The following is a 22,226-nucleotide window of genomic DNA, read 5'->3' as shown; positions in this document are numbered from 1 at the left end:
CACTCGAATCTAGGGGACTATTCATGAGCAGCATCAAGCGCTTCCACGTGGCCAAGCGCCTGTCCGACATGGCCGTGTACAACGGCGTCGCGTACCTGGCCGGCCAGGTGCCGGACGATTCCACGCTGGACATCACCGGCCAGACCGAACAGGTGCTCGCCACGATCGACCGCCTGCTGGCCGAAGCCGGCACCGACAAGACCAAGATCCTGATGGCCCAGATCTACGTGGCCAACATGAAGGAATTCGATGGCATGAACAAGGCCTGGGACGCCTGGGTCGCCGACGGCAATTCGCCTCCGCGCGCCACCGTCGAAGCCCGCCTGGCCAATCCGGACTACAAGGTCGAAATCGTCGTGACGGCTGCCGTCTAAGACGCCTGCCGCGTCGGGCGCCCCGGGCGCCTGATGCGTGCACGGGGCGGGCTGGCGCGTGCGCCACCCGTCTCATCATCCCGCGTTGTGCCGGCTACTGCCCGAGCAACAGCGTCGCGGCCAGCAGGCCGCCCAAATCCTCGCATTTCGCAATATCCGCGCCGGCCACGATCTTGGGCGCCAGGATCTGCTGCGCCGTCTGCGCGCCCATGTTGACGATGAGCGCCGGCGCCAGCGCGTTGAGCCGCCAGCCCGTGCAGATGCGCTCGACCTGCCGCGCCGCACCCGCGCCGTCGCTGCCCGCGCTGATGGCGCAGGCGTAGGGCAAGCCTTGTATCCGGTCCAGCACCGCGTAATAGTTGCGGTCGAAGAATTCCTTCATCTCGCCGCTCAGCGAGGCCAGGTTCTCGGGGGCGCAGAACAGGTAGGCCTGGCTGGCGAGCATTTCTTCGGCCTGCGTGTCGGCGGCGCGCCGCAAGACCACGTCCAGGTCTGCCGTCTGTTCCAGTTGCGCGGCGGCCGCGCGCGCCCCGCGCGCAGCGGCTTCGGCCATCTGCCGCGCGGCGCCGGTGCGCGAATGCCACACGATCAGCAGCTGTTTCATGCGTAGCGTTCCAGCGGATCCTGCCGGTAGTAGGTCCGCAGCAGCCCATACCATTGCGGCAACGCTTCGTGCATGGGGTAGGGATCCACGAAGAAATGTTCCGAGCTGACCGCGAAGAACTCGGCTTCGTCGGTGGCGGCATACGGGTCCATCGGCAGTTGGCCGTACCAGGCGTCGGCGGCCTCGCTTTCCGGATCCACATCATGCGGGATGGCGGCCTCGACCGCGTCCACGGCAGCGATGAAGCGGTCCAGGCTGTCGTCCAGGATGCGGCGCCAGGCCTGTGGCTTGAGTTCGGGGTGCGCGGCCAGCGAGGGCATGCCGTCGGCATAGCCCGAACGCAGGTCCAGTTTGTGGGCGAACTCGTGGATGACCACGTTGAAGCCGCCGTCGGAGAACTGCGTGTCTTCCCAGGACAGCACCAGCGGCCCGCCTTCCCAGGCTTCGCCGGCGGCGTCCTCCAGGTATTCGTGCACCACGCCGTCATCGTCCTGGCGCGAGCGCGGGATGCGGAAGCTGGCGGGGTACACGATGATCTCGTCCCAGCCTTCATACAGTTCGGGCGCCAGGTTGAGGATGGGCAGGCTGGCCTGGGCCGCGATGCTCAGGCGCATGAAGTCCGAGACCTCCAGTCCTTGCGCGCCGTTGATGTGCTTGCTGGCCAGCAGCCAGGCCGAACGCGCCTGCAACTGGGCCGCTTCATCGGCTTTCAATGCCGCCAGGAACGGGTGGGCGTCCAGCACCTGTTGCCACAGTTCCGGGGAGATGCGGGCCTGCATTTCGGCCACCGCGGAGGGGCGGGCGCCCCGGCCCTTGAGCCAGCGCAACATAAGCTTCGGTTCCTTCCATATGCCGGGGCTAGCGGCTTCTTTTGGTGTCTACAAACCCTAGTGTAGAGTGTCGGGATATCAAACTACATCCGCCTGCCGTCCGTCATGTCCGCCCCGCCTGTTCCCGACGCGCCTACGCCTTTCGACGCTACCTGGCGCCAGGAGGTAGGCGCCGGCCTGGATGCCGAGGGCGTGGCGCTGATCGACCAGGCCGTGGCCTGGGCCGAACCGCGTTTCGAAGGGCAGCAGGCGCTGACCGGCGAACCCCTGGCCGGACACGGCGCGGGCGTGGTCCGCATCCTGGCGGCCTTGCATACCGATGCCGCCACCCGCGCCGCGGCGTTGCTGGCTGCCTTGCCGACCGACCTGATGGCGCCCGCGCCGTCCCTGCGCAGCGATCCGGTCGCGGCCGCCTTCGGTCCCGAGATCGCGCGGCTGGTGCAGGGCACGCGCGCGCTGCTGCGCCTGGGCGTGGTGGCGCGGCAGGCGAGCGACGCCGCCGCCGAAAGCGGCTCGCAAAAGGAAATGCAGCGCAAGATGCTGCTGGCCATGGCGGCCGACCTGCGCATCGTGCTGATGCGGCTGGCCTCGCGCCTGCGCACCTTGCGCTGGCACGCGGAAAGCAAGGCGCCGTGCTCCACCGATTTCGCCCGCGAAACCCTGGACCTGTATGCGCCGCTGGCGAACCGCCTGGGGATCTGGCAGATCAAGTGGGAAATGGAGGATCTGGCGTTCCGCTTCCTGGAGCCCGACAAGTACAAACAGATCGCCCGCCTGCTGGAAGAAAAGCGGGTGGAGCGCGAAGCCTTCATCGCCGGCGCCATCGAACGCCTGCAGACGGGGTTGGCCAAGGCGGGCGTCGAGGCCGAGGTCAGCGGCCGGCCCAAGCACATCTACAGCATCTGGAACAAGATGCGCGTGAAGCGGCTGGATTTCTCGCAGATGTACGACCTGCGCGCGCTGCGCATCATCGTTGACGACGTGCGCGCCTGCTATACGGCGCTGGGCATGGTGCACGAAATGTGGACGCCGATCTCGGAAGAATTCGACGACTATATTTCGCGGCCCAAGCCCAACGGCTACCGCTCGCTGCACACGGTGGTGGCCGACGACGACGGCCGTCCCTTCGAAGTGCAGATCCGCACGCGCGAGATGCATCAGTTCGCCGAATACGGCATGGCCGCGCATTGGCGCTACAAGGAAGCGGGCGCCAAGGGCGGCCAGGTGGCGGCCTCCAGCGAATACGACCGGCAACTGGCGTGGATGCGGCAGCTATTGGCCTGGAACAGCGATGTCGAGGGCGGCGGCGAACCCGCCCAGCCCGCGCCCGCCAAGCCGGCATCGGGCAGGCAGCGCGGCCCGGCGGCGGCGCCGGCCCATACCGATGAGCGCATCTACGTGCTGACGCCGCAGGCGCGCGTGATCGAACTGCCCGCCGGCGCCACGCCGGTCGATTTCGCCTATCACCTGCACACCGACCTTGGCCACCGTTGCCGCGGCGCCCGCGTCGACGGGCAGATGGTGCCGCTGCAGACCCATCTGTCCACCGGCCAGACCGTGGAGATCATCTCCGCCAAGTCCGGCGGGCCGTCGCGCGACTGGCTCAACCCGCAGCTGGGCTTTCTGGCCAGTCCGCGGGCCCGCGCCAAGGTGCGCATGTGGTTCAACGCGATCGAATTGCAGCAGCGCATCACGCAGGGCCAGGCGCTGGTCGAAAAGGAATTGCAGCGGCTGGGCAAGACTGCCGTCAATCTGGAACAGCTGGCGCAGAACCTGGGATTCGCCCGCGCCGACGACCTGTACGTGGCGGCGGCCAAGGAAGAGTTCAGCCTGCGGCAGATCGACACCCTGTTCCAGCAGCCCGGGCCGGTCGTCGAGCCGCAGCCGGCCGCCTTGCGCCATGCCAGCGCCGGCAGCGCCGAGAAAAGCGGCAAGAGCGGCGTGCTGGTGGTGGGGGTGGGGTCGCTCTTGACGCAGCTGGCGCGCTGCTGCCGTCCGGCGCCGCCCGATCCGATCGCCGGCTTTGTCACGCGCGGACGCGGGGTGTCGATCCACCGCAGCGATTGCCACAGCTATCTGGCGCTGGCCGCGCGAGAGCCGGAGCGCGTCATCGAGGTGGCCTGGGGCGAAACCGCCGACACGTTCTACCCGGTGGACATCAGTGTGCGCGCGCACGACCGTTCCGGCCTGTTGCGGGACCTGTCCGAAGTCTTTGCGCGGCTGCGCCTGAACGTGGTGGGCGTGAACACACAGAGCAAGCAGTCGCTGGCCCATATGGTGTTCACGGTGGAAGTGCGCGGCGGGGAATCGCTGTCGCGCGCGCTGGACGCCCTGGCCGAAGTGCCGGGCGTGTCGTCGGCGACACGCCGCTAGGCGGGAAACCCGGGCCGGGCGGCCCGGGCGGGAGCAGGACTCAGTTGTCCAGCTCTTCGTGCGCGCGGTCGCGCATGTAGAACGCGGCGATCAGCCCCAGCGCCACGCCGAACATCACGTAATAGGCGGGCGCCATCGGCGAGCCGGTGGTCTTGATCAGCCAGGTCACGATGAACTGTGCGAAACCGCCGAAGATCATCACGGCCACGTTGTAGGCCAGGGACAGGCCCACCGAGCGCACGCGCGCGGGGAACAGTTCCGCCATCACCGTGCTGAACACGCCGAAGAATGCCGACACGAACAGGCAGACCACGACCTGCACGGCCAGCAGGCGGCCGATGGACGGCGCGTCCGACAGCCAGTAGTACAGCGGATACAGGACGATCAGGTAGCCGATGAGCGAGCCGATCACCAGGGGGCGGCGGCCGATGCGGTCGGACCAGGCGCCCATGAAGGGCGTCAGCAGCACCATCAGCGCCGCGCCCGCCATCTGCACCAGGAAGGTCTGGTTCAGCGGCAGCTTCAGGATCTGCGTGGAGTAGGTCACCAGATACGTGAAGGTGATGTAGATGGACACGGTCGCGGTCACGACCAGGCCCACGCCGATCAGCGCTTCGCGGGTATGCGTCTTCAGCATCTGGCCCAGGCTCAGGCGCTGCACGTCGCCGCGGGCGGCGGCTTGGCGCTCTTCTTCCTTGATCTGCTTGAACGCGTCGGTTTCATCGACGTTGCGGCGGATATAGATGGCGATGGGGACAATGACCAGGCCGAACGCGAACGGCAGGCGCCATGCCCAGTCGGCGATCTGTTGCGGGGTGAAGAACTCGGTGATGAGCGTGCCGCAGGCCGCGCCGATCAGCAGCGCCAGCATCTGGCCGGCCATCTGCCAGGAACCGTAGAAGCCGCGCTTGCCGTTGGGCGCCATCTCGATCAGCAGCGCCGTCGAGGTGCCGAATTCGCCGCCGGCGGAGAAGCCCTGCAAGAGGCGAGCGATCAGGATGAAGATCGGGGCCAGGATGCCGGCCGCGTGGTAGGTGGGGGCCACGGTGATCAGCGCGATCGACACGGCCATCAGCGAGGTCACCATGACCATGGCGGCCTTGCGGCCTTTCTTGTCGCCGTACAGGCCAAGGATGATGCCGCCCACGGGGCGCATGAAGAAGCCGACGCCGAAAATGGCGGTGGTCATCAGGATGGCGTTCAGCTCGCTGCCGGGAACGCTGGGGTCGGTGGGGAAGAACAGCTTCGAGATGATCGGCGTCATGAACGCGAACACCAGGAAGTCATACCATTCGAGGGCATTGCCTATTACTGCCGCCACGATGTTGCGTGTGGGAACTGCTTTGTGCTGCACGGTTTCTCCTTGGGGTTTGCCTAACCGGGCGACATTCTAGGCGCTTCGCGCGCCGGACCACGCCGAGACGCGGAGGCGCGCTGGCCTTACACTCCTGTTTTTCCCCAAGAGAGTAGTGACATGAACGCGCGCACCTGGCTGGAAACGCTGGTTGGCTTTGACACCACCAGCCGCAATTCCAATCTTGCCCTGATCGAAACCGTCCGGGATTGGCTCAAGGGCCAGGGCGTCGACGCATGGCTGGCGCACAATCCGGAGCGCACCAAGGCCAACCTGTTCGCGACCTTGCCCGCCCAGGACGGCGGCATGCAGGGCGGCATCGTGCTGTCCGGCCACACCGACGTGGTGCCGGTCGACGGCCAGGAATGGAGCACGGATCCGTTCAAGCTCGTCGAAAAGGACGGCCTGCTCTATGGCCGCGGCAGCTGCGACATGAAGGGTTTCATCGCCAGCTCGCTGGCAATGGTGCCGGAATTCCTGGCCATGCCGCGCAAGAAGCCGATGCACCTGGCGTTCTCGTATGACGAGGAAGTCGGCTGCGCCGGCGCGCCCTACATGCTGGCCGACCTGCACGAACGCGGCATCCGCCCCGAAGGTTGCGTGGTGGGCGAGCCCACCGGCATGCAGGTGGTGGTGGCGCACAAGGGCATCAACCTGTTCCGCTGCAAGGTGCACGGCAAGGCGGCGCACTCGTCGCTGACCCCGCGCGGCTGCAACGCCATCGAATATGCCGCCCGCCTGATCTGCCGCATCCGCGACCTGGCCGACAGCTTCAAGGCCAACGGCCCCTACGACCAGTTCTACGATGTGCCGTTCTCCACGATGACCACCAACCAGATCCGGGGCGGCATCGCGGTCAATACCATCCCCGAACTGTGTGAATTCACCTACGAATTCCGTAACCTGCCCGGCATGCAGCCCGACGAGATCCAGGCAGAAGTTGAAAAATACGTGCGCGAAGAGCTCCTGCCGCGCATGAAGGCCGAATTCGACGGCGCCAGCATCGAAATCGAGACGGGCGCGGCCGCGCCCGCCCTGGAAGCGTCCGAGGAAGCCGCCATCACCCAGCTGGTGCGCGCCCTGACCGAAGACCGTGCCACCCGCAAGGTTGCCTACGGCACCGAGGCTGGCCTGTTCCAGGGCATCGGCATCCCCACCGTGGTCTGCGGCCCCGGCCATATCGAACAGGCCCACAAGCCCAACGAGTACGTCGCGCTGGACCAGTTGGCCGCCTGCGACACCTTCCTGCGCCGCCTGGGGCAGTCGCTCTGAGGGCAGGCTGACGGTTCCCGGGGCGGCTGGGGCGTTGCCCCCGGCCGCTGCCGGCGTCAGGTAAAATGACGGGTTGCAAACCGGATTTGCGGCCGGCAGTGGCCTGCCGCGATACCCGGGGGAGATGCTTGGTGAAACCTTACGACTTTCCGGATGCCCAGGGCCATTTTGGCCCTTATGGCGGTGTTTTCGTGGCGGAAACGCTGATGCACGCGCTCGACGAGCTGCGCGCGGCCTATGACCATTACCGTGTCGACCCCGCCTTCCAGGAAGAGTTCAACTACGAACTCAAGCATTTCGTCGGCCGGCCCAGCCCGGTCTACCACGCACGCCGCTGGTCGGAAATGGTGGGCGGCGCCCAGATCTGGTTCAAGCGTGAAGACCTGAACCACACCGGCGCCCACAAGGTCAACAACTGCATCGGCCAGGCCTTGCTGGCCAAGCGCATGGGCAAGCCGCGCGTCATCGCCGAAACCGGCGCCGGCCAGCACGGCGTGGCCACCGCCACGGTGGCGGCCCGCTACGGCATGGAATGCGTGGTCTACATGGGTAGCGAAGACGTCCGCCGCCAGGCCTCGAACGTCTACCGCATGAAGCTGCTGGGCGCGACGGTGGTGCCGGTCACGTCCGGTTCGCGCACCCTGAAGGACGCGCTGAACGAAGCCATGCGCGACTGGGTCACCAACATCGAAAACACCTTCTACATCATCGGCACGGTGGCGGGTCCCGACCCCTATCCCCGCATGGTGCGCGATTTCCAGACCGTCATCGGCAACGAATGCCTGACGCAGATGCCCGAGGCCACCGGCCGCCAGCCCGACTACGTCGTGGCGGCGGTGGGCGGCGGCTCCAACGCCATGGGCATCTTCCATCCCTACATTCCGTACGAAAATGTGCGCCTGATCGGCGTCGAGGCGGCGGGCGAGGGCATGGACAGCGGCCGCCATGCCGCTTCCCTGGCCGCGGGCCAGGTGGGCGTGCTGCACGGCAACCGCACCTATGTCATGCAGGACGCCGACGGCCAGGTTCAGGAAACGCATTCGGTCTCCGCCGGCCTGGACTATCCCGGCGTGGGCCCGGAACATGCCTGGCTGAAGGACTCCGGCCGCGCCGAGTACGTCGGCATCACCGACGCGGAAGCCCTCAAGGCCTTCCACGATTGCTGCCGCATCGAAGGCATCATGCCCGCGCTGGAGTCCTCGCACGCCATCGCGCAAGCCGTGAAGATGGCCGCCACGCTGCCGCGCGACGCCGTCATCCTGGTCAACTTGTCGGGCCGTGGCGACAAGGACATGCATACCGTGGCCGAACAGGCCGGCATCGAGCTCTGAGGCCCTGTCCATGACCACTCGCATCGACCGCATTGCCGCCGCTTTTGCGCGCACCGCCGAATCCGGCCGCGCCGCGGCGCTGATTCCCTACATTGCCGCCGGCGATCCTTCGCCCGCCGCGACCGTTCCCCTGATGCATGCGCTGGTCGAGGCCGGCGCCGACGTCATCGAACTGGGCGTGCCGTTCTCCGATCCCATGGCCGACGGCCCGGTGATCCAGCGCGCCGCCGACCGCGCCATCGCGCAAGGCGTGGGCCTGGCCCGCGTGCTGGAGCTGGTGGCTGAATTCCGCCAGCGCGACGCATCCACGCCGGTGGTGTTGATGGGTTATGCCAACCCGATCGAACGCATGGGCCAGGCCGAGTTCGCGCGTCGCGCCGAGCAGGCGGGCGTGGACGGTGTGCTGGTGGTGGACTATCCGCCCGAAGAAGTCGTCGAGTTCGCCGCCACGCTGGGCGGGCACGGCATTGCGCCCATCTTCCTGCTGGCGCCCACGTCCACGGAAGCGCGCATCAAGGCCGTCGCCGAAGTGGCGCGGGGTTACGTGTACTACGTGTCGCTCAAGGGCGTCACGGGTTCGGGCTCGCTCAACACTGACGACGTTGCCGAGCGCCTGGCCGTGATCCGCCGCCACGTGCGCGACATTCCGGTGGGCGTGGGCTTCGGCATCCGCGACGCCGAAAGCGCCCAACGCGTGGCGCGCGCGGCGGATGCCGTCGTGATCGGCAGCAAACTGATTGAAACCATGGAGCAGGCGGCGGCGAATGCCCCCGCGGCCCAGAAAACCGACGCCGCAGTCACCGCCGCCAGCGGCTGGCTGCGCACCATCCGGCAAGCGCTGGATCAAGTAAAACGAGCAAGCGCGTCGGCCTGAGCGGCGGGCGTGACCTCATACGGGATGAATAATCAATGAGCTGGATCGAAAAACTCCTGCCTCCTCGCATCAATAAAACCAGCGAAAGCGGCCCCCGCCGCGTTCCCGAAGGCCTATGGGTGAAATGCCCGTCGTGCGAATCGGTGCTGTACAGCGAAGACCTCGCGGCCAACCTGCACGTCTGCCCCAAGTGCGACCACCACATGCGCATCGGGGCCCGTGCCCGCATCGACTCGCTGCTGGATGTCGAGGGCCGCGTCGAGATCGGCCAGACCACGCGTTCGGTCGACACGCTGAAGTTCAAGGACACCCGCAAGTACCCCGAGCGTCTGCAGGAAGCGGTCAAGCAGACCGGCGAAACCGACGCGCTGGTGGTCATGAGCGGTTCGATCCGCGGCGTATCCGCAACGCTGGCCTGCTTTGAATTCGAATTCATGGGCGGCTCCATGGGCTCGGTGGTGGGCGAGCGCTTCGCGCGCGGCGCCCAGGCCGCGCTGGACAACAAGACGCCCTTCATCTGCGTGGCTGCCTCGGGCGGCGCGCGCATGCAGGAAAGCCTGCTGTCGCTGATGCAGATGGCCAAGACCAATGCCATGCTGACCCGCCTGTCGGCGGCCGGCCTGCCGTTCATCAGCGTGTTGACCGACCCCACCATGGGCGGCGTGTCAGCCAGCTTCGCCTTCATGGGCGACGTGGTCATCGCAGAACCCAAGGCGCTGATCGGCTTTGCCGGCCCGCGCGTGATTGAACAGACCGTGCGCGAAAAACTGCCGGAAGGCTTCCAGCGCGCCGAGTTCCTGCTGCAGAAGGGCGCCATCGACATGGTCGTGGACCGCCGCCAGCTGCGCGAGGAAATCGCCCGCCTGCTGGCCTTGCTGACCAATCAACCGGCGGACGTGGTTACGGCCTGAGTTTGCCCCGGCCTGCGCCTGAGGGGACGGGCCAGACGAACAGCGCCAAGATGCCGCCGGCAGCCCAGGGCTTCCGGCGGCATTGTCATATGCGGCCCCGGGGCCGCATATGACGAACAATTTGCGGAACAGTGTTTTCCATCCGCGATGTTGCCTGCGTGCGACAAAGCTTGAGCCTTCCGGCCCGGATTTTGCTATGTTGCGTACTAGGTTTGAAATCTACGGAGTTTTCCAATGCAGTTGACCAAGAAGAAGATGCTTACCGGCCTTGTGGGACTTGCCCTGGCTGCAACCGCGTCGCTGGCAAGCGCCCAATCGTCCGAGGGTACTCAGGGCGGCGTCAGCGTGCATTACGGCATTGGAGACCACTATCAGCGCCTGACGATCAACTACGAAACGGCTTCGGTCTGGACCTACCAGTTCGGTGGCAACTGGGGCCGGCTGGACCTGACGCCCGAACTCGGCGCGTCGTACTGGAAGGCGAGCGGCTCGCGCTCCCCGGGCCATGTCTGGCAGCTCAATGCCATCCCGATGTTCCGCTGGTGGACCGGCGAACGCTTCTACATTGAAGCGGGTATTGGCGCCACGCTCTTCTCCAGCACGCGTTTCGCCGACGAGAACATCAGCACCGCTTTCCAGTTTGGCGACCACATCGGCATGGGCTTTCTCGTGACGCCGAACAATCGCATCGGCCTGCGCTATTCGCACTTCTCGAACGCCAGCATCAAGCGCCCGAACCCGGGCCTGGACGTGGTGCAACTGACGTACACCTACCAGTTCTGATCACGCCATGTATGTGGGCGTGGCGCGGCCCCAAGGGCCCGCTGCACAGACAGATCCACCCTCAGGGGTGGATTTTTTTTGGGCTGCTGTGCTGCGTTGCGGCAAGTCCAATTTGATACCTCAAAAATATTATGTTCTGACGCTGCGTATACATACTTGTTGGTAGGGAGTGCAATCGCCAGAATGCTCTGGCACTGCACAACACACAACGAGCCGCCGCGCGGCTCCGCTTCCCGGCACGCTTGGCTGCGGCCGGGGAGGGGCGCGACGATGGCATACGGAGACCAACGCATGAACACCCCCTGTACGCCCGCGCGTCCCCTGACGCGCATGACGGTAGCCCTAGGCCTGGGCCTCGCGCTTTTCTGCGGCTCATCCGCCACCATGGCCGAGGAGTTTCCTAACAAGCCGCTGCGCATGGTCGTGGGCTTTGCCCCGGGAGGCGGCGCGGACATCGTGGCGCGCCTGGTCGGCGCCAAGATGGCAGAAAGCCTGGGGCAGCAGGTGGTGGTCGAAAACCGGGCCGGCGCCACCGGCACCATCGCCGCCGACAACGTCGCCCGTTCGCCTGCCGATGGCTACTCGCTGTTCCTGGGTTCGCAGTCCACCATGGTGGTGGCGCCTTCGCTGTTCCCGTCCTTGCCCTTCAAGCCCGAGAAGGACTTTGCGCCGGTATCGCAGATCGTGACCATGCCGCTGATCCTGGTGGTCAATCCAGCCTTGGTGGATGCCAAGACCGTACAGGAGCTGACGGAGCAGATCCGCAAGGCCGGCGATGGCGCAATGAGCTATGCCTCGTCCGGCCAGGGCGGCCCGCAGCACATAGCCGGCGAGCTGTATGCGCACATGGTGGGCACCAAGGTGACGCATGTGCCGTACAAGGGCGAATCGGCCGCCATGGCCGACGTGCTGGGCGGGCACGTGCCGTACATGTTCGCCAATCTGCCTGTGGCCTTGCCTCACATCGCATCGGGCAAGGTCCGGCCGTTGGCCATTACCAGCCTGAAGCGCGACCCCAAGGCGCCGCAAATCCCGACCCTGGCCGAGTCCGGGTTCAAGGACTTCGAAGTGTCGACCTGGTATGGCGTGTTCGCGCCGGCCAATACGCCCAAGCCCGTGGTGGCCAAGCTTTCCGATTCCATCCGCGCCGCCGTGCAGCAGAACGATATGCAGGCCAAGCTCAGCGAGCAGGGCTTCACGGTGGTGGGCAGCGATTCCGATACCTTCACGCGTTTCGTGGGTTCGGAGCTGCCGCGCTGGTCGGTGCTGATCCGCGACATAGGCATCAAACCCGAATAGGCGTCCAGCCCGCGCGGGCGAGCCTTTATCCCTACGAGATCCAGACATGATCGATTTCACTGAAAAACGTGCAGCCGGCCCCGTCATCCGGCTGCATTCCGCGGACAACGTCGTGGTGGCGCGCGTGCCCATCGGCATAGGCATGGCCGTACCCTCCGAAGGCATCGTCAGCCGCAGCCAGATCCCGGCAGGGCATAAGATCGCGGCGCGCGACCTGCGCGCCGGCGAGCCCATCCTCAAGTACAACGTCTGCATCGGCTTTGCAGCGGGCGACATTCCGGCCGGCACCTACGTCCATTCGCACAACATGGACTTCCAGGAGTTCGACCGGGACTACGCGCACGCCCGCGATTACGTGGCGACGCCGGTCCTGCCCGAGTCCGAGCAGGCGCGCTTTCTCGGCATCGTGCGCGCCAACGGACAGGTCGCCACGCGCAACTACATCGGGGTCATGGCGACGGTCAACTGTTCGGCGACGGTGGTGCATCGCATTGCCGAAGCTTTCACGCCGCAGCTGATGGCCGCCTATCCCAATGTGGACGGCGTGGTGGCGTTGAGCCATGGCATGGGCTGCGGCATGGAAATGTCCGGCGAACCCATGGATTTGTTGCGCCGGACGATGGGCGGTTACGCCTGTCACGCCAACTTCGCCGCCGTGCTGATCGTCGGGCTGGGCTGCGAGCGCAATCAGCTGGATGCCTTGCTCAAGGACCAGGGCCTGGAGGCGGGCGCGCGGTTGAAGACTTTCATCATGCAGGAGACCGGCGGCACGCGCAAAACCATCGAGGCGGGCGTCGCCGCGGTGCAGGCGCTGTTGCCCGAGGCCAATCGGGTCGAGCGCGTGCCGGTGCCGGCGAGGCATCTGACGGTGGGCCTGCAATGCGGCGGTTCGGACGGCTTTTCGTCCATCACCGCCAATCCCGCATTGGGGGCGGCCATGGACATCCTGGTGCGCCACGGCGGCACCGCCATCCTGTCCGAAACGCCTGAGATCTATGGCGTGGAGCACACCTTGACCGCGCGCGCCCGCAACCGCGAGGTCGGCGAAAAGCTGGTGCAGCGCATCCGCTGGTGGAAGGAAGAGTACTCGCCGGGGCGCGACGTGCAGATCAACGGCAAGGTCAGTCCGGGCAACCAGATGGGCGGATTGGCCAACATCTTCGAGAAGTCGCTGGGCTCTTCGATGAAGGGCGGCACCACGGCGTTGATGGAGGTCTACCGCTACGCGGAGGCGGTGCGCCAGCCCGGCATGGTGTTCATGGACACGCCGGGCTTCGACCCCGTGTCCGCGACCGGACAGATCGCCGGCGGGGCCAACATGATCTGTTTCACCACCGGGCGCGGTTCGATGTTCGGCGCCAAGCCCGTGCCCTCGATCAAGCTGGCGACCAATACGCCGATGTATGAAAGGCTGACGGAGGACATGGACGTCAATTGCGGCGACATCCTGGACGGCACCGCGACGCTACAGGAAGTGGCGCAGCGCATCTTCGAGGAAATCCTGCTGGTGGCCTCCGGCACGCGCAGCAAGAGCGAGCTGCTGGGACTGGGCGATCACGAGTTCGTGCCCTGGAACATCGGCGTGGTGAGCTGAGCGGCACCGCCAAAAGAAGCGCCCCGGCGCACGGCTTCAGGTCGCCGTGCGCCGGGGCGCTTCGTGCTGCGGATATTGCGCTGTTCAATCCCGCGGACAACTAGCGCCCGCGGGATTGGGCGCTAGTTGTCCGCCAGGGTCTGCGCGCCGGGCATGTCGAAGCCGTTCTCATCCAGGGCGGCCTGCAAGGCGGTGCGCTGTTCAGCGTTCAGTTCCACCAGGGGCGGGCGTACCGTCGCCCAGGCCGGATCGCCGGATTTCCAGGCAATCGCGGCCTTCATCGCGGGGATCATGGGGAATTTGCCGAACACGTTGCGGGTCGCGTTCAGACCGGCCTGGCGAGCGTCGGCGTCGGCTTCCTGCCAGCGCTGCTGCAGGGCGACGATGGGGCCCGGATTGACGTTGCCGGTGGCGGTGATGCAGCCCACGCCGCCCGCGCGCAGGGTCTGCAGCAGGAAGGCTTCGCTGCCCGCGTAGACCTTGAAGCCGCGCGGCGCGAAGCGTTCGATCATGGCCGCCGTGTTGTTCCAGTCCCCACCACTGTCCTTTACGCCGGCGACCTGGCCGGGATAGCGGTCGAGCAGGCGGTCGATCAGGTCCAGGCTCAGCGGCACCTGGCTCACGGGAGGGATGTGATACAGGTACATGCGCAACCGGTCGTCGCCCACGCCTTCGATCAGTTCGGCGTAGTAGCGGAACAGGCCTTCGTCGCTCACGCCCTTGTAATAGAAGGGGGGCAGGACCAGCACGCCCATGCTGCCGCTGCGCACGGCGTGGCGTGTCAACTCGATCGCGTCGGGCAGCGCGCAGGCGCCCGTGCCGGGCATCAGCGCCGACGGTTCCACGCCCGCTTCCAGCAGCGCGTCCAGCAGGCTGCGCTTTTCCGACAGGGCGAGCGAGTTGGCTTCCGAGTTGGTGCCGAATATGGCCAGCCCGACGGATTGTTCGCGCAGCCAGCGGCAGTGCTTCACATAGCGTCCCAGCGCCGGGCGATAGGCTGCGTCGAATGGCGTCAGGACCGGAGAAAAAACGCCGGGAATGCTGGCTTGGGTGCTCATTGTCTCTACTCGTTTTCTGATGAATGAAAAGGACGCGCCACGGGGCGCAGCGGCAACGTCTGATTCTGGCACCGAAGCGGCCAGTGAACATCTGCTGTTTAATTGCTTCAATCCATAAAATTGTTGTGGTTTGCCCTGGCGCAAACCATGCCTGCAGAAAAAGAGGGGGGACGCTTTGGATACGCGATATGTGCAGAGCTTTGTGTCGGTGGTCGAATGCGGATCGCTGGCGGAGGCCGCGCGCCGGCTGGACCTGACCCCCGCTGCCATTGCGGCGCGGGTGCGCACCCTGGAGGAAGAGCTGGGCGCCACGCTCATCAAGCGCGTGGGCCGCAGCGTCAAGGCGACCGAAGCGGGCCTGAAAGTGCTGGAACGAGCCCGCAGCGTGCTGCGCGAAGTGCGCGACCTGCGGGCCAGCGCCAGCGACGACGCGCCCTTGGGCGAGTTGAGGCTGGGCGTGTCGGTGTCGGCGCTGACGGGTATCATGCCCACCGTGCTGGCGCGCCTGTACCGGCGCCTGCCCAAGCTGGCCGTTTTCGTGGAGCCAGGCACCTCCAATCACCTGTACCACCGGGTGATCAACGGCGACCTGGACGCGGCCTTCATCGTCAAGCCGCAATTCAACCTGTCCAAAGGCTACGCCTGGAAATTGGTGGCGGAAGAGCCTCTGGTGGTGCTGGCGCCGCCCGATACCGTGAGCAATGACGCCCACGAGCTGATGAGCACGCAGCCTTTCATACGCTATGACCGCAACGTCTGGGGCGGCCGGCTGGCGGACCAGTATCTGCGCCAGCACGGCATCGTGCCGCGCGAGCGCCTGGAGGTCGACGGCCTGATGGGCATCGCCTGCATGGTGTCGGAAGGGCTGGGCGTGTCGCTGGTACCCGATTGGGCGCCGGATTGGGTGGACAGCCGGCGCGTCAAGCGAGTGCCGCTGCCGGGGCGCGCGCCTCTGCGCTGCATGGGGATCATCTGGGCCCGGCATATGCCGCATTCGGCGTTGGCGGAAGCGTTCGTCGAAGAGGCCGGCCTGGCTTTGAACCTGCCCGCGGAGCCGATAGAGGACGAGTGAGCGGCCGAGGGGGCGCGCTGCGAATCGCGCGGGGCGTCGCTGGCCTGCGGACCCACCATGAAAAACACCCCGTACGCTGGATCGGTATCCAGCGTACGGGGTGCGATGTGCTGCCAGTCGCAAGCCCTTGCGGGCCTGCGGTTTAGTGGCGCGTTTCGACCTGAACCAGCGGCTCGTTGGAAACGGGCGCGACCGGCTTGCGCTCGCGGCCCAGGCGGACCGGCGTGTGCGCAGCGGCGATACGCAGCTGGGTCTGGGCGTGGCGGTCCGGATCGGTCTCCACCCACTGCAGGCCGGCGGCATTCACCACGTCGTGTAGGGCCTGGGCCTTGGCCGACGGGGCGACAGCCGGCACCACGATGGGCTGGCTGGCTGCGGGCGTCGCGGCAGCCGCTTCCTGTGCGACAGGCGCGGCCGGAGCAACCGGGGCGACCGGTGCCGGGGCGGGAGCAACCACGGGTTCGACGGCGGCGGCTTCCACCGGCGCCGGCTCGGTCGCTGCGGGGGCGGAAACCTCGCTCGCGGCCTGCACGGACACCGGCTGGGTCACTTCGGCGGCAGCCGTCTGCACGGGCTGGTCCACGGGTTCGACGGCTTGCTCGGCTTGGGCCTGCACGGGCGCAGCCGGCTGGGTTTCAACCGGAGCAGCGGCAACCTGGACGGGCTCGGCTGTCGTGGTTTCGGGCTGCTGGGCTTGCGCCGGAGCGGCCTGGACATGTGCGGCAGGTTCCTCGGTTTGCGCAGCGGTCACGGCGGGCTGGGCAGCGGCTTCTTCCGACTGTTCGATGCTGTCGTCGTCGGCGCCATCTTCCTGCTGGTCGTCGCTGCCGGCCAAGCCAGCTTCTTCCTGGCTGCGGCGGCCACGGCGGCTGCGGCGGCGGCGGCGCTTGCGCTCGGGATCGGCGGCGCCTTCGGCGCCTTCCACGGCGGGTACGCCATCGGCGGTCTGTTCGAGCACGGCTTCGGCTTCGCCGGCCTCGGCGGTCACCGCGGCGGCTTCAGGAGCCGGTTTGGTTTCGGGCAGGGCGGTGGCGACCGTCTGCGCCAGGGCGGCGACCATGCTTTCCTGTTCGCTCATCGGGGCGTCGGACTGGCCTTCCTCGCGGCGATTGCGGCCACGGCCGCGGCGGCGGTTGCGGCCGGCGCCGCTGTCCTCGCCGCCAGCTTCCACGGCTTGCTCGGGGCGGTTGGACGCCAGGGCAGCTTGCGCAGCCTGGGTGTCGCGTTCGCCACGGGCGTCGTTGCGGTTGTTGCGGTCGCCGCGTTCCTGGCGCTCGCCCTCGGCGCGGCGGTTGCCGCGGACGTGGTGGCGGCCGCCTTCGCTGCCCTCGGCGCCTTCGCCGCGGGATTCGCCGCGGCGGTTGCGGTTGCGGTCCGAACCATGGCGTTCTCCACGGCGTTCCTGGCCGTCATGGCTGCTGCGGCCCTTGCCGCGGCCGGAGCTGGCGCGCTTGGCGCTGTCTTCCTGGGCAGCGGGAGCGGGCTTGGCCGCTTCGGAGCTGCCGCCCAGCCACCCGAACAGGCGCTTGAACAGGCCGCCCAGGCCGCCGGTTGCTGCCGGCGCGGGAGCCGGCGCAGCGGGAGCCGGGGTCGAAACCGGAGCGGGCTGCGAGGGCGTGATGCCCTTGACCAGCGCTTCCGGACGCGACTTGATTTCGTGCTCGCGCGGCTGCCAGGGGGCGTCCGTGGCCGGGGCTTCAACCAGTTCGAAGCTGGTCTTCAGTTCTTCCAGGCGCGGATCGTCGTGGCGCAGGCGCTCGATGTGGTGGTGCGGCGTTTCCAGATGCTTGTTGGGGATCAGCATCAGGTTGACCTTGAGGCGGGCTTCCATCTTGGTGATGTCGGCGCGCTTTTCGTTCAGCAGGTAGGTCGCAACGTCGACCGGCACTTGGGCGTGCACGGCGGCGGTGTTTTCCTTCATGGCCTCTTCCTGCAGCAGGCGCAGCACATGCAGGGCGCTGGACTCGGCGTCGCGGATCACGCCGGTGCCGTTGCAGCGCGGGCAGGTGATGTGCGAGCCTTCGTTCAGGGCGGGACGCAGGCGCTGGCGCGACAGTTCCATCAGGCCGAAGCGCGAAATCTTGCCCATCTGGACGCGGGCGCGGTCGAAGTGGAGGGCGTCACGCAGGCGCTGTTCGACGGCGCGCTGGTTCTTGCTGTCCTCCATGTCGATGAAGTCGATGACGATCAGGCCGCCCAGGTCGCGCAGGCGCAACTGGCGGGCCACTTCATCGGCTGCTTCCGAGTTGGTGCGCAGCGCGGTTTCCTCGATGTCGGCGCCGCGCGTGGAGCGGGCCGAGTTGACGTCCACGGAAACCAGGGCTTCGGTGTGGTCGATGACGATGGCGCCGCCCGAGGGCAGCGTGACCGTGCGCGAGTACGCCGTTTCGATCTGGTGTTCGATCTGGAAACGGGAGAAGAGGGGGATATCGTCGCGGTAGCGTTTGACGCGCTGGACGTTGTCCGGCATCACCACGCTCATGAAAGCCGTGGCCTGGTCGGCGATCTCGTCGGTATCGATGAGGATCTCGCCGATTTCCGGGGAGAAGTAGTCGCGGATGGCCCGGATGACCAGGCTGGATTCCAGGTAGATCAGGATCGGCGCGGAGTTGTCGCGCGCGGCGCCGTCGATCGCGGTCCAGAGCTGCAACAGGTAGGACAGGTCCCACTGGAGCTCTTCGACGTTGCGGCCGATGCCGGCGGTGCGGGCGATGATGCTCATGCCCTGGGGCAGATCGAGCTGCTCCATCGTGTCGCGCAGTTCCTGGCGGTCCTCGCCCTCGACGCGGCGCGAAACGCCACCGCCACGGGGATTGTTGGGCATCAGGACCAGGTAGCGGCCGGCCAGCGAGATGAACGTGGTCAAGGCGGCGCCCTTGTTGCCGCGCTCTTCCTTTTCAACCTGGACGATCAGTTCCTGGCCTTCGCGCAGGGCGTCCTGGATGCGGGCGCTGCGGACGTCCACGCCTTCCTTGAAGTAGCTGCGGGCCACTTCCTTGAAAGGCAGGAAACCGTGACGGTCTTCACCGTAGTTGACGAAGCAAGCTTCGAGGCCGGGTTCGATCCGGGTGATGACACCTTTGTAGATATTGCCTTTGCGTTGTTCGCGGCCGGCAGTCTCGATGTCGAGGTCGATGAGTTTTTGCCCATCGACGATAGCGACGCGTAATTCTTCCTGATGCGTCGCATTGAACAGCATGCGCTTCATGAGAGGGGTTCTCCGTTGTCATGACGCGCCGATATCGGCGCGTGACCTCGGGTCACTCGGGCTGCGGGCTGAAGCGGGCAAGAGTTGCGGACCGTACCTGGGCGGCGCCCAGGCGTATCCGCCGCGGGTCAGGCGGGCACGTCGAGCCGTGGGGCTCGGGGTTCTGTCAGCAGGAGGGTCAGCTTCACTGAATGTGGTTTGACGGAAAAGTGCTGTGAACGGCAGTTGCGGTCGGATTGGTTGCCCACGCGCAGCTGGTGCTTTAAATATGCGACGATTCTTGCGGTGCTTCAGAGCCGCTTGCGGCATGCAACGGACCTGCTGGGACAGCGGGCAAAATGAATGCCACACCACTATCCGGCAGGGCGCGGTTGCGCCGGCGACCAAATGACCCCGGGGGTTGAATGAGCAGGCAGTACAATGGCGGCCCGCGCGCTCGACGGAGTTGCGTAACGTTGCATCTCTACGTCAGGCGGCTAGTTCAGCCCCTTTAGGCTGTCCCGATTATATGTCGCTTTTCGCAATGCGCAAAGAAACTTCCCCCTCGCTTTCCCTCTCTAAAGCTCCCCCTGCCGTCCGGATGGTGGAAGTCGATGCCGAGCATGCCGGCCAGCGTCTGGACAACTACCTTGCGCGCCTGTGCAAGGGCGTCCCCAAAACCCATATCTACAAGGCCATACGCGGCGGCGAAGTGCGGGTAAACAAGGGACGCACTTCGGCCGACTACCGCGTCGCCGAGGGCGACGTGGTCCGCGTTCCGCCACTGCGGCTGCCCGACCCGGGCAAGCCCCGGCCGGTGCCTGGCGCCGAATTCCCCGTGGTGTTCGAGGACGAGGCGTTGCTTGTCGTGGACAAGCCCGCCGGCGTGGCGGTCCATGGCGGCAGCGGCGTGTCCTTCGGCGTGATCGAACAGCTGCGGGCGGCCCGGCCCGGCGCCAAGTTCCTGGAACTGGTCCATCGCCTGGACCGGGAGACCTCGGGTCTCTTGATGGTGGCCAAGAAGCGCAGCGCCCTGCTGGCGTTGCACGCCATGCTGCGCGAAGGAAAAGGGGACAAACATTACCTGGCCCTGGTCGAGGGCGATTGGGTCAATGACCGCCAGCACATCAAGCTGGGGCTGTCCAAGTGGACCACCCAGTCCGGCGAGCGCCGGGTCAAGGTCGATCCGGACGGCCAGTCGGCGCACACCATCGTCACGCTCAAGCAGCGTTTTGGTGGCTATAGTCTGGTCGACGCCGAATTGCGTACCGGTCGCACCCATCAGATCCGGGTGCACCTGGCCGCCAGCGGCTTCCCCATCGTGGGCGACGACAAGTACGGCCACGACGAAGTACGGGCGCAGTTCGCGCGCATGGGTTTTGGCAGGATGTTCCTGCACGCCCACCAATTGACCCTGGCCCACCCGGTGACGGGCGAGTCCCTGACGCTTACCGCCGAGCTGCCCCCAGCTTGCCGGAAAATACTGAAACAACTGGAGTCGGTCTGATTATGTCGTATTCGCTGGTCGTTTTTGACTGGGATGGCACCCTGATGGATTCCACGCACAGCATCGTGGCCGCCATCCAGGGCGCCTGCCGCGACCTGGAGCTGGCGGTGCCTTCGGCATCCGATGCCAGCTGGGTGATAGGCCTGTCCCTGGAAAGCGCCCTGCGCCGCGCGGTGCCGGAACTGACGCAGGCGATGCTGCCGCGCTTCCTGGAGCGCTACCGCACGCACTATCTGCTGCGTGATCCGGAATTGCGCCTGTTCGAGGGCGTGCAGGAACTCTTGGCCGAACTGGCCGGGCAGAACGTGCGCCTGGCGGTGGCTACCGGCAAGAGCCGCGTGGGCCTGACCCGCGCGCTGGCCGCGACCGGCCTGGGGCCGCTGTTCGATGCCACGCGCACCGCCGACGAAACTTTCAGCAAGCCGCATCCGGCGATGCTGCACGAGCTGATGCAGGAGCTGGACGTGGATCCGGACCGCGTCGTGATGGTGGGTGACACCTCGCACGACCTGCAGATGGCGATCAATGCCGGCGTGCATGGCCTGGGGGTGACCTATGGCGCACATACCCTGAAGGAACTTGAGGGTTGTTCGCCCCAGGCGGTGCTCGACAGCGTGCCGAAGGTGCGCGAATGGCTGCTGCCTCGTATCTAGCGACCTGGCGCCCGGGATTCTCCGGGCGTGCGCAGTCCGGGCGCGGAACGCCCGCCGTACGCGCGGGTCTATAGGAAATACCCGCAAGCGCCGGCTGCCGCGGAATATCATGGGGCGGCGCGGCGTCCATGGCTTGCGCAGGGCGCGTCCATGATCCTGCGGGCGCTACACCGGAGACCATGATGTTGATACGCAAGCCCGACGATATTCTTCCGTCCGAGATCACCTCCGAGGACGTCTGGCGTTCGCGCCGCGAACTGATGCTGCGCGCGGGGCTGGTCGCGGCCGCCGCAGGCCTGCCGGGGTGGGCCATGCGCAGCGCGCACGCCCAGGAGGCCGGCGTTCTGCCGGGCAAGCTCAACCCCGCCTTGAGCGTCATGGACAAGCAGACGACGCTGGCCGACGTCACCTCCTACAACAACTACTACGAGTTCGGCGTGGATAAGGGCGATCCGGCCGCCAATGCCGGCAAATTGCAGACACGCCCCTGGAGCGTGAGCGTCGAGGGCGAAGCCGGCAAGCCGCGCACCTTTTCCATCGAAGAGCTGCTCAAGCTGGCGCCGATGGAAGAACGCGTCTACCGGCTGCGCTGCGTCGAGGGCTGGTCCATGGTGATTCCGTGGATGGGCTATTCGCTGTCGGCGCTGCTCAAGCAGGTCGAACCCACGGGCAATGCCAAGTACGTGGAATTCGTCACCGCCGTGCAGCGCGAGAACATGCCGGGCGTGCGCGCCGCGATCCTGGAATGGCCTTATGTGGAGGGCCTGCGCATCGACGAAGCCATGAATCCCCTGGCCATGCTGGTGTTCGGCGTCTACGGAAAGGTGCTGCCGAACCAGAACGGCGCGCCGCTCAGGTTGGCGGTGCCCTGGAAGTATGGTTTCAAGTCGGCCAAGTCCCTGGTCAAGATCCGCCTGGTCGAAAAGCCGCCCGTGTCGTCGTGGATCAAGGCCGCGCCCCAGGAGTACGGCTTTTACGCCAATGTGAATCCCGAGGTGCCTCATCCGCGCTGGAGCCAGGCCACGGAACGCCGCATTGGCGAGGACGGGCTGTTCTCCCCCAAGCGCAAGACCTTGATGTTCAACGGTTATGCCGAACAGGTGGCGTCGCTCTACCAGGGGATGGACCTGAAGGCGAACTACTGAGGCGA

At 66.5% G+C, this 22,226-nt stretch carries 18 protein-coding genes and 1 pseudogene; 13 read left to right on the top strand and 6 right to left on the bottom strand.

Annotated elements, in window-relative coordinates; all coding sequences use genetic code 11:
• Positions 1–23 precede the first annotated feature (23 nt).
• Positions 24–374 carry a RidA family protein gene (locus tag IB257_RS16205; protein WP_042796825.1) on the top strand — a complete coding sequence of 117 codons (351 nt, stop codon included), beginning with the start codon at positions 24–26 and terminating at the stop codon, positions 372–374.
• A 94-nt stretch (positions 375–468) separates the two neighbouring features.
• On the opposite strand, the gene IB257_RS16200 is transcribed toward IB257_RS16205, so the two are convergent.
• Together IB257_RS16200 and IB257_RS16195 are read right to left on the bottom strand one after the other, a co-directional pair.
• Positions 469–978, bottom strand: coding sequence for an NAD(P)H-dependent oxidoreductase (locus tag IB257_RS16200; RefSeq protein ID WP_192492574.1), 510 nt, complete (start codon positions 976–978; stop codon positions 469–471).
• On the bottom strand, positions 975–1,808 hold the full coding sequence (locus IB257_RS16195) for a zinc-dependent peptidase (protein WP_125472677.1): 834 nt from the start codon (positions 1,806–1,808) through the stop codon (positions 975–977). The genes IB257_RS16200 and IB257_RS16195 overlap by 4 nt, the downstream gene beginning before the upstream one ends.
• Before the next feature lie 105 nt (positions 1,809–1,913).
• Here IB257_RS16195 and IB257_RS16190 point away from each other — a divergent pair, with 105 nt between their 5' ends.
• Positions 1,914–4,181: a bifunctional (p)ppGpp synthetase/guanosine-3',5'-bis(diphosphate) 3'-pyrophosphohydrolase gene (locus IB257_RS16190; RefSeq protein WP_054450575.1), complete on the top strand. Its 2,268-nt coding sequence runs from the start codon at positions 1,914–1,916 to the stop codon at positions 4,179–4,181.
• A 40-nt stretch (positions 4,182–4,221) separates the two neighbouring features.
• Here IB257_RS16190 and IB257_RS16185 read toward each other — a convergent pair whose 3' ends face one another.
• The gene (locus IB257_RS16185) at positions 4,222–5,535 is read right to left on the bottom strand and encodes an MFS transporter (protein ID WP_059374811.1); all 1,314 of its coding nucleotides are present in this window, start codon (positions 5,533–5,535) and stop codon (positions 4,222–4,224) included.
• A 120-nt stretch (positions 5,536–5,655) separates the two neighbouring features.
• Here IB257_RS16185 and argE point away from each other — a divergent pair, with 120 nt between their 5' ends.
• From argE to IB257_RS16150, 7 genes are all read left to right on the top strand, one after another.
• Positions 5,656–6,807: an acetylornithine deacetylase gene (gene argE / locus IB257_RS16180; RefSeq protein WP_054450578.1), complete on the top strand. Its 1,152-nt coding sequence runs from the start codon at positions 5,656–5,658 to the stop codon at positions 6,805–6,807.
• A gap of 131 nt (positions 6,808–6,938) precedes the next feature.
• Positions 6,939–8,138 carry a tryptophan synthase subunit beta gene (trpB, locus tag IB257_RS16175; protein WP_054451311.1) on the top strand — a complete coding sequence of 400 codons (1,200 nt, stop codon included), beginning with the start codon at positions 6,939–6,941 and terminating at the stop codon, positions 8,136–8,138.
• A gap of 10 nt (positions 8,139–8,148) precedes the next feature.
• Positions 8,149–9,012 carry a tryptophan synthase subunit alpha gene (gene trpA, locus IB257_RS16170; protein WP_054450579.1) on the top strand — a complete coding sequence of 288 codons (864 nt, stop codon included), beginning with the start codon at positions 8,149–8,151 and terminating at the stop codon, positions 9,010–9,012.
• Between the two features lie 35 nt (positions 9,013–9,047).
• Complete coding sequence (accD, locus tag IB257_RS16165) at positions 9,048–9,923, top strand: acetyl-CoA carboxylase, carboxyltransferase subunit beta (protein ID WP_054450581.1); 876 nt, start codon at positions 9,048–9,050, stop codon at positions 9,921–9,923.
• A gap of 234 nt (positions 9,924–10,157) precedes the next feature.
• Complete coding sequence (locus IB257_RS16160) at positions 10,158–10,706, top strand: acyloxyacyl hydrolase (RefSeq protein ID WP_054450583.1); 549 nt, start codon at positions 10,158–10,160, stop codon at positions 10,704–10,706.
• 291 nt (positions 10,707–10,997) lie between these two features.
• On the top strand, positions 10,998–12,005 hold the full coding sequence (locus IB257_RS16155; protein WP_192492573.1) for a tripartite tricarboxylate transporter substrate binding protein: 1,008 nt from the start codon (positions 10,998–11,000) through the stop codon (positions 12,003–12,005).
• A gap of 46 nt (positions 12,006–12,051) precedes the next feature.
• Positions 12,052–13,599: a UxaA family hydrolase gene (locus IB257_RS16150; protein ID WP_192492572.1), complete on the top strand. Its 1,548-nt coding sequence runs from the start codon at positions 12,052–12,054 to the stop codon at positions 13,597–13,599.
• A 122-nt stretch (positions 13,600–13,721) separates the two neighbouring features.
• Here the strand turns inward: IB257_RS16150 and IB257_RS16145 are convergent, their stop codons facing one another.
• Complete coding sequence (locus IB257_RS16145) at positions 13,722–14,657, bottom strand: dihydrodipicolinate synthase family protein (RefSeq protein WP_054450588.1); 936 nt, start codon at positions 14,655–14,657, stop codon at positions 13,722–13,724.
• A gap of 175 nt (positions 14,658–14,832) precedes the next feature.
• On the opposite strand from IB257_RS16145, the gene IB257_RS16140 reads away from it, so the two are divergent.
• Positions 14,833–15,729, top strand: coding sequence for a LysR family transcriptional regulator (locus IB257_RS16140; RefSeq protein ID WP_054450590.1), 897 nt, complete (start codon positions 14,833–14,835; stop codon positions 15,727–15,729).
• Positions 15,730–15,871: 142 nt separating this feature from the next.
• Here IB257_RS16140 and IB257_RS16135 read toward each other — a convergent pair whose 3' ends face one another.
• On the bottom strand, positions 15,872–18,928 hold the full coding sequence (locus IB257_RS16135) for an Rne/Rng family ribonuclease (protein WP_225589015.1): 3,057 nt from the start codon (positions 18,926–18,928) through the stop codon (positions 15,872–15,874).
• Positions 18,912–18,959: pseudogene (locus IB257_RS31855) on the bottom strand (hypothetical protein); the annotation flags it as partial. The gene IB257_RS16135 and the pseudogene IB257_RS31855, both read right to left, overlap by 17 nt.
• A gap of 501 nt (positions 18,960–19,460) precedes the next feature.
• On the opposite strand from IB257_RS31855, the gene IB257_RS16130 reads away from it, so the two are divergent.
• The 3 genes from IB257_RS16130 (at position 19,461) to msrP (ending at position 22,221) form a co-directional block, all read left to right on the top strand.
• Positions 19,461–20,423: an RluA family pseudouridine synthase gene (locus IB257_RS16130; RefSeq protein ID WP_175181235.1), complete on the top strand. Its 963-nt coding sequence runs from the start codon at positions 19,461–19,463 to the stop codon at positions 20,421–20,423.
• A gap of 2 nt (positions 20,424–20,425) precedes the next feature.
• A complete protein-coding gene (locus IB257_RS16125) occupies positions 20,426–21,076 on the top strand; it encodes an HAD family hydrolase (protein ID WP_054450595.1) in 651 nt (216 codons plus the stop codon).
• A gap of 182 nt (positions 21,077–21,258) precedes the next feature.
• The gene (msrP, locus tag IB257_RS16120; protein WP_175161954.1) at positions 21,259–22,221 is read left to right on the top strand and encodes a protein-methionine-sulfoxide reductase catalytic subunit MsrP; all 963 of its coding nucleotides are present in this window, start codon (positions 21,259–21,261) and stop codon (positions 22,219–22,221) included.
• Positions 22,222–22,226: the final 5 nt, after the last annotated feature.

The organism is Achromobacter sp. ACM03 (assembly GCF_014851665.1).
Lineage (GTDB): Bacteria > Pseudomonadota > Gammaproteobacteria > Burkholderiales > Burkholderiaceae_B > Achromobacter > Achromobacter aegrifaciens.
The sequence above is the reverse complement of the archived record's forward strand: the minus strand, read 5'-3'. Positions and strand labels throughout refer to the sequence as shown.

Excerpts from the sequence above, each read along its gene's own strand:
- IB257_RS16205 (WP_042796825.1), top strand. The coding sequence starts at position 24 with ATGAGCAGCATCAAGCGCTTCCACGTGGCCAAGCGCCTGTCCGACATG.
- IB257_RS16200 (WP_192492574.1), bottom strand. The coding sequence starts at position 978 with ATGAAACAGCTGCTGATCGTGTGGCATTCGCGCACCGGCGCCGCGCGG.
- IB257_RS16195 (WP_125472677.1), bottom strand. The coding sequence starts at position 1,808 with ATGTTGCGCTGGCTCAAGGGCCGGGGCGCCCGCCCCTCCGCGGTGGCC.
- IB257_RS16190 (WP_054450575.1), top strand. The coding sequence starts at position 1,914 with ATGTCCGCCCCGCCTGTTCCCGACGCGCCTACGCCTTTCGACGCTACC.
- argE (WP_054450578.1), top strand. The coding sequence starts at position 5,656 with ATGAACGCGCGCACCTGGCTGGAAACGCTGGTTGGCTTTGACACCACC.
- trpA (WP_054450579.1), top strand. The coding sequence starts at position 8,149 with ATGACCACTCGCATCGACCGCATTGCCGCCGCTTTTGCGCGCACCGCC.
- accD (WP_054450581.1), top strand. The coding sequence starts at position 9,048 with ATGAGCTGGATCGAAAAACTCCTGCCTCCTCGCATCAATAAAACCAGC.
- IB257_RS16160 (WP_054450583.1), top strand. The coding sequence starts at position 10,158 with ATGCAGTTGACCAAGAAGAAGATGCTTACCGGCCTTGTGGGACTTGCC.
- IB257_RS16155 (WP_192492573.1), top strand. The coding sequence starts at position 10,998 with ATGAACACCCCCTGTACGCCCGCGCGTCCCCTGACGCGCATGACGGTA.
- IB257_RS16150 (WP_192492572.1), top strand. The coding sequence starts at position 12,052 with ATGATCGATTTCACTGAAAAACGTGCAGCCGGCCCCGTCATCCGGCTG.
- IB257_RS16145 (WP_054450588.1), bottom strand. The coding sequence starts at position 14,657 with ATGAGCACCCAAGCCAGCATTCCCGGCGTTTTTTCTCCGGTCCTGACG.
- IB257_RS16135 (WP_225589015.1), bottom strand. The coding sequence starts at position 18,928 with ATGCTGTTCAATGCGACGCATCAGGAAGAATTACGCGTCGCTATCGTC.
- IB257_RS16130 (WP_175181235.1), top strand. The coding sequence starts at position 19,461 with ATGCGCAAAGAAACTTCCCCCTCGCTTTCCCTCTCTAAAGCTCCCCCT.
- IB257_RS16125 (WP_054450595.1), top strand. The coding sequence starts at position 20,426 with ATGTCGTATTCGCTGGTCGTTTTTGACTGGGATGGCACCCTGATGGAT.
- msrP (WP_175161954.1), top strand. The coding sequence starts at position 21,259 with ATGTTGATACGCAAGCCCGACGATATTCTTCCGTCCGAGATCACCTCC.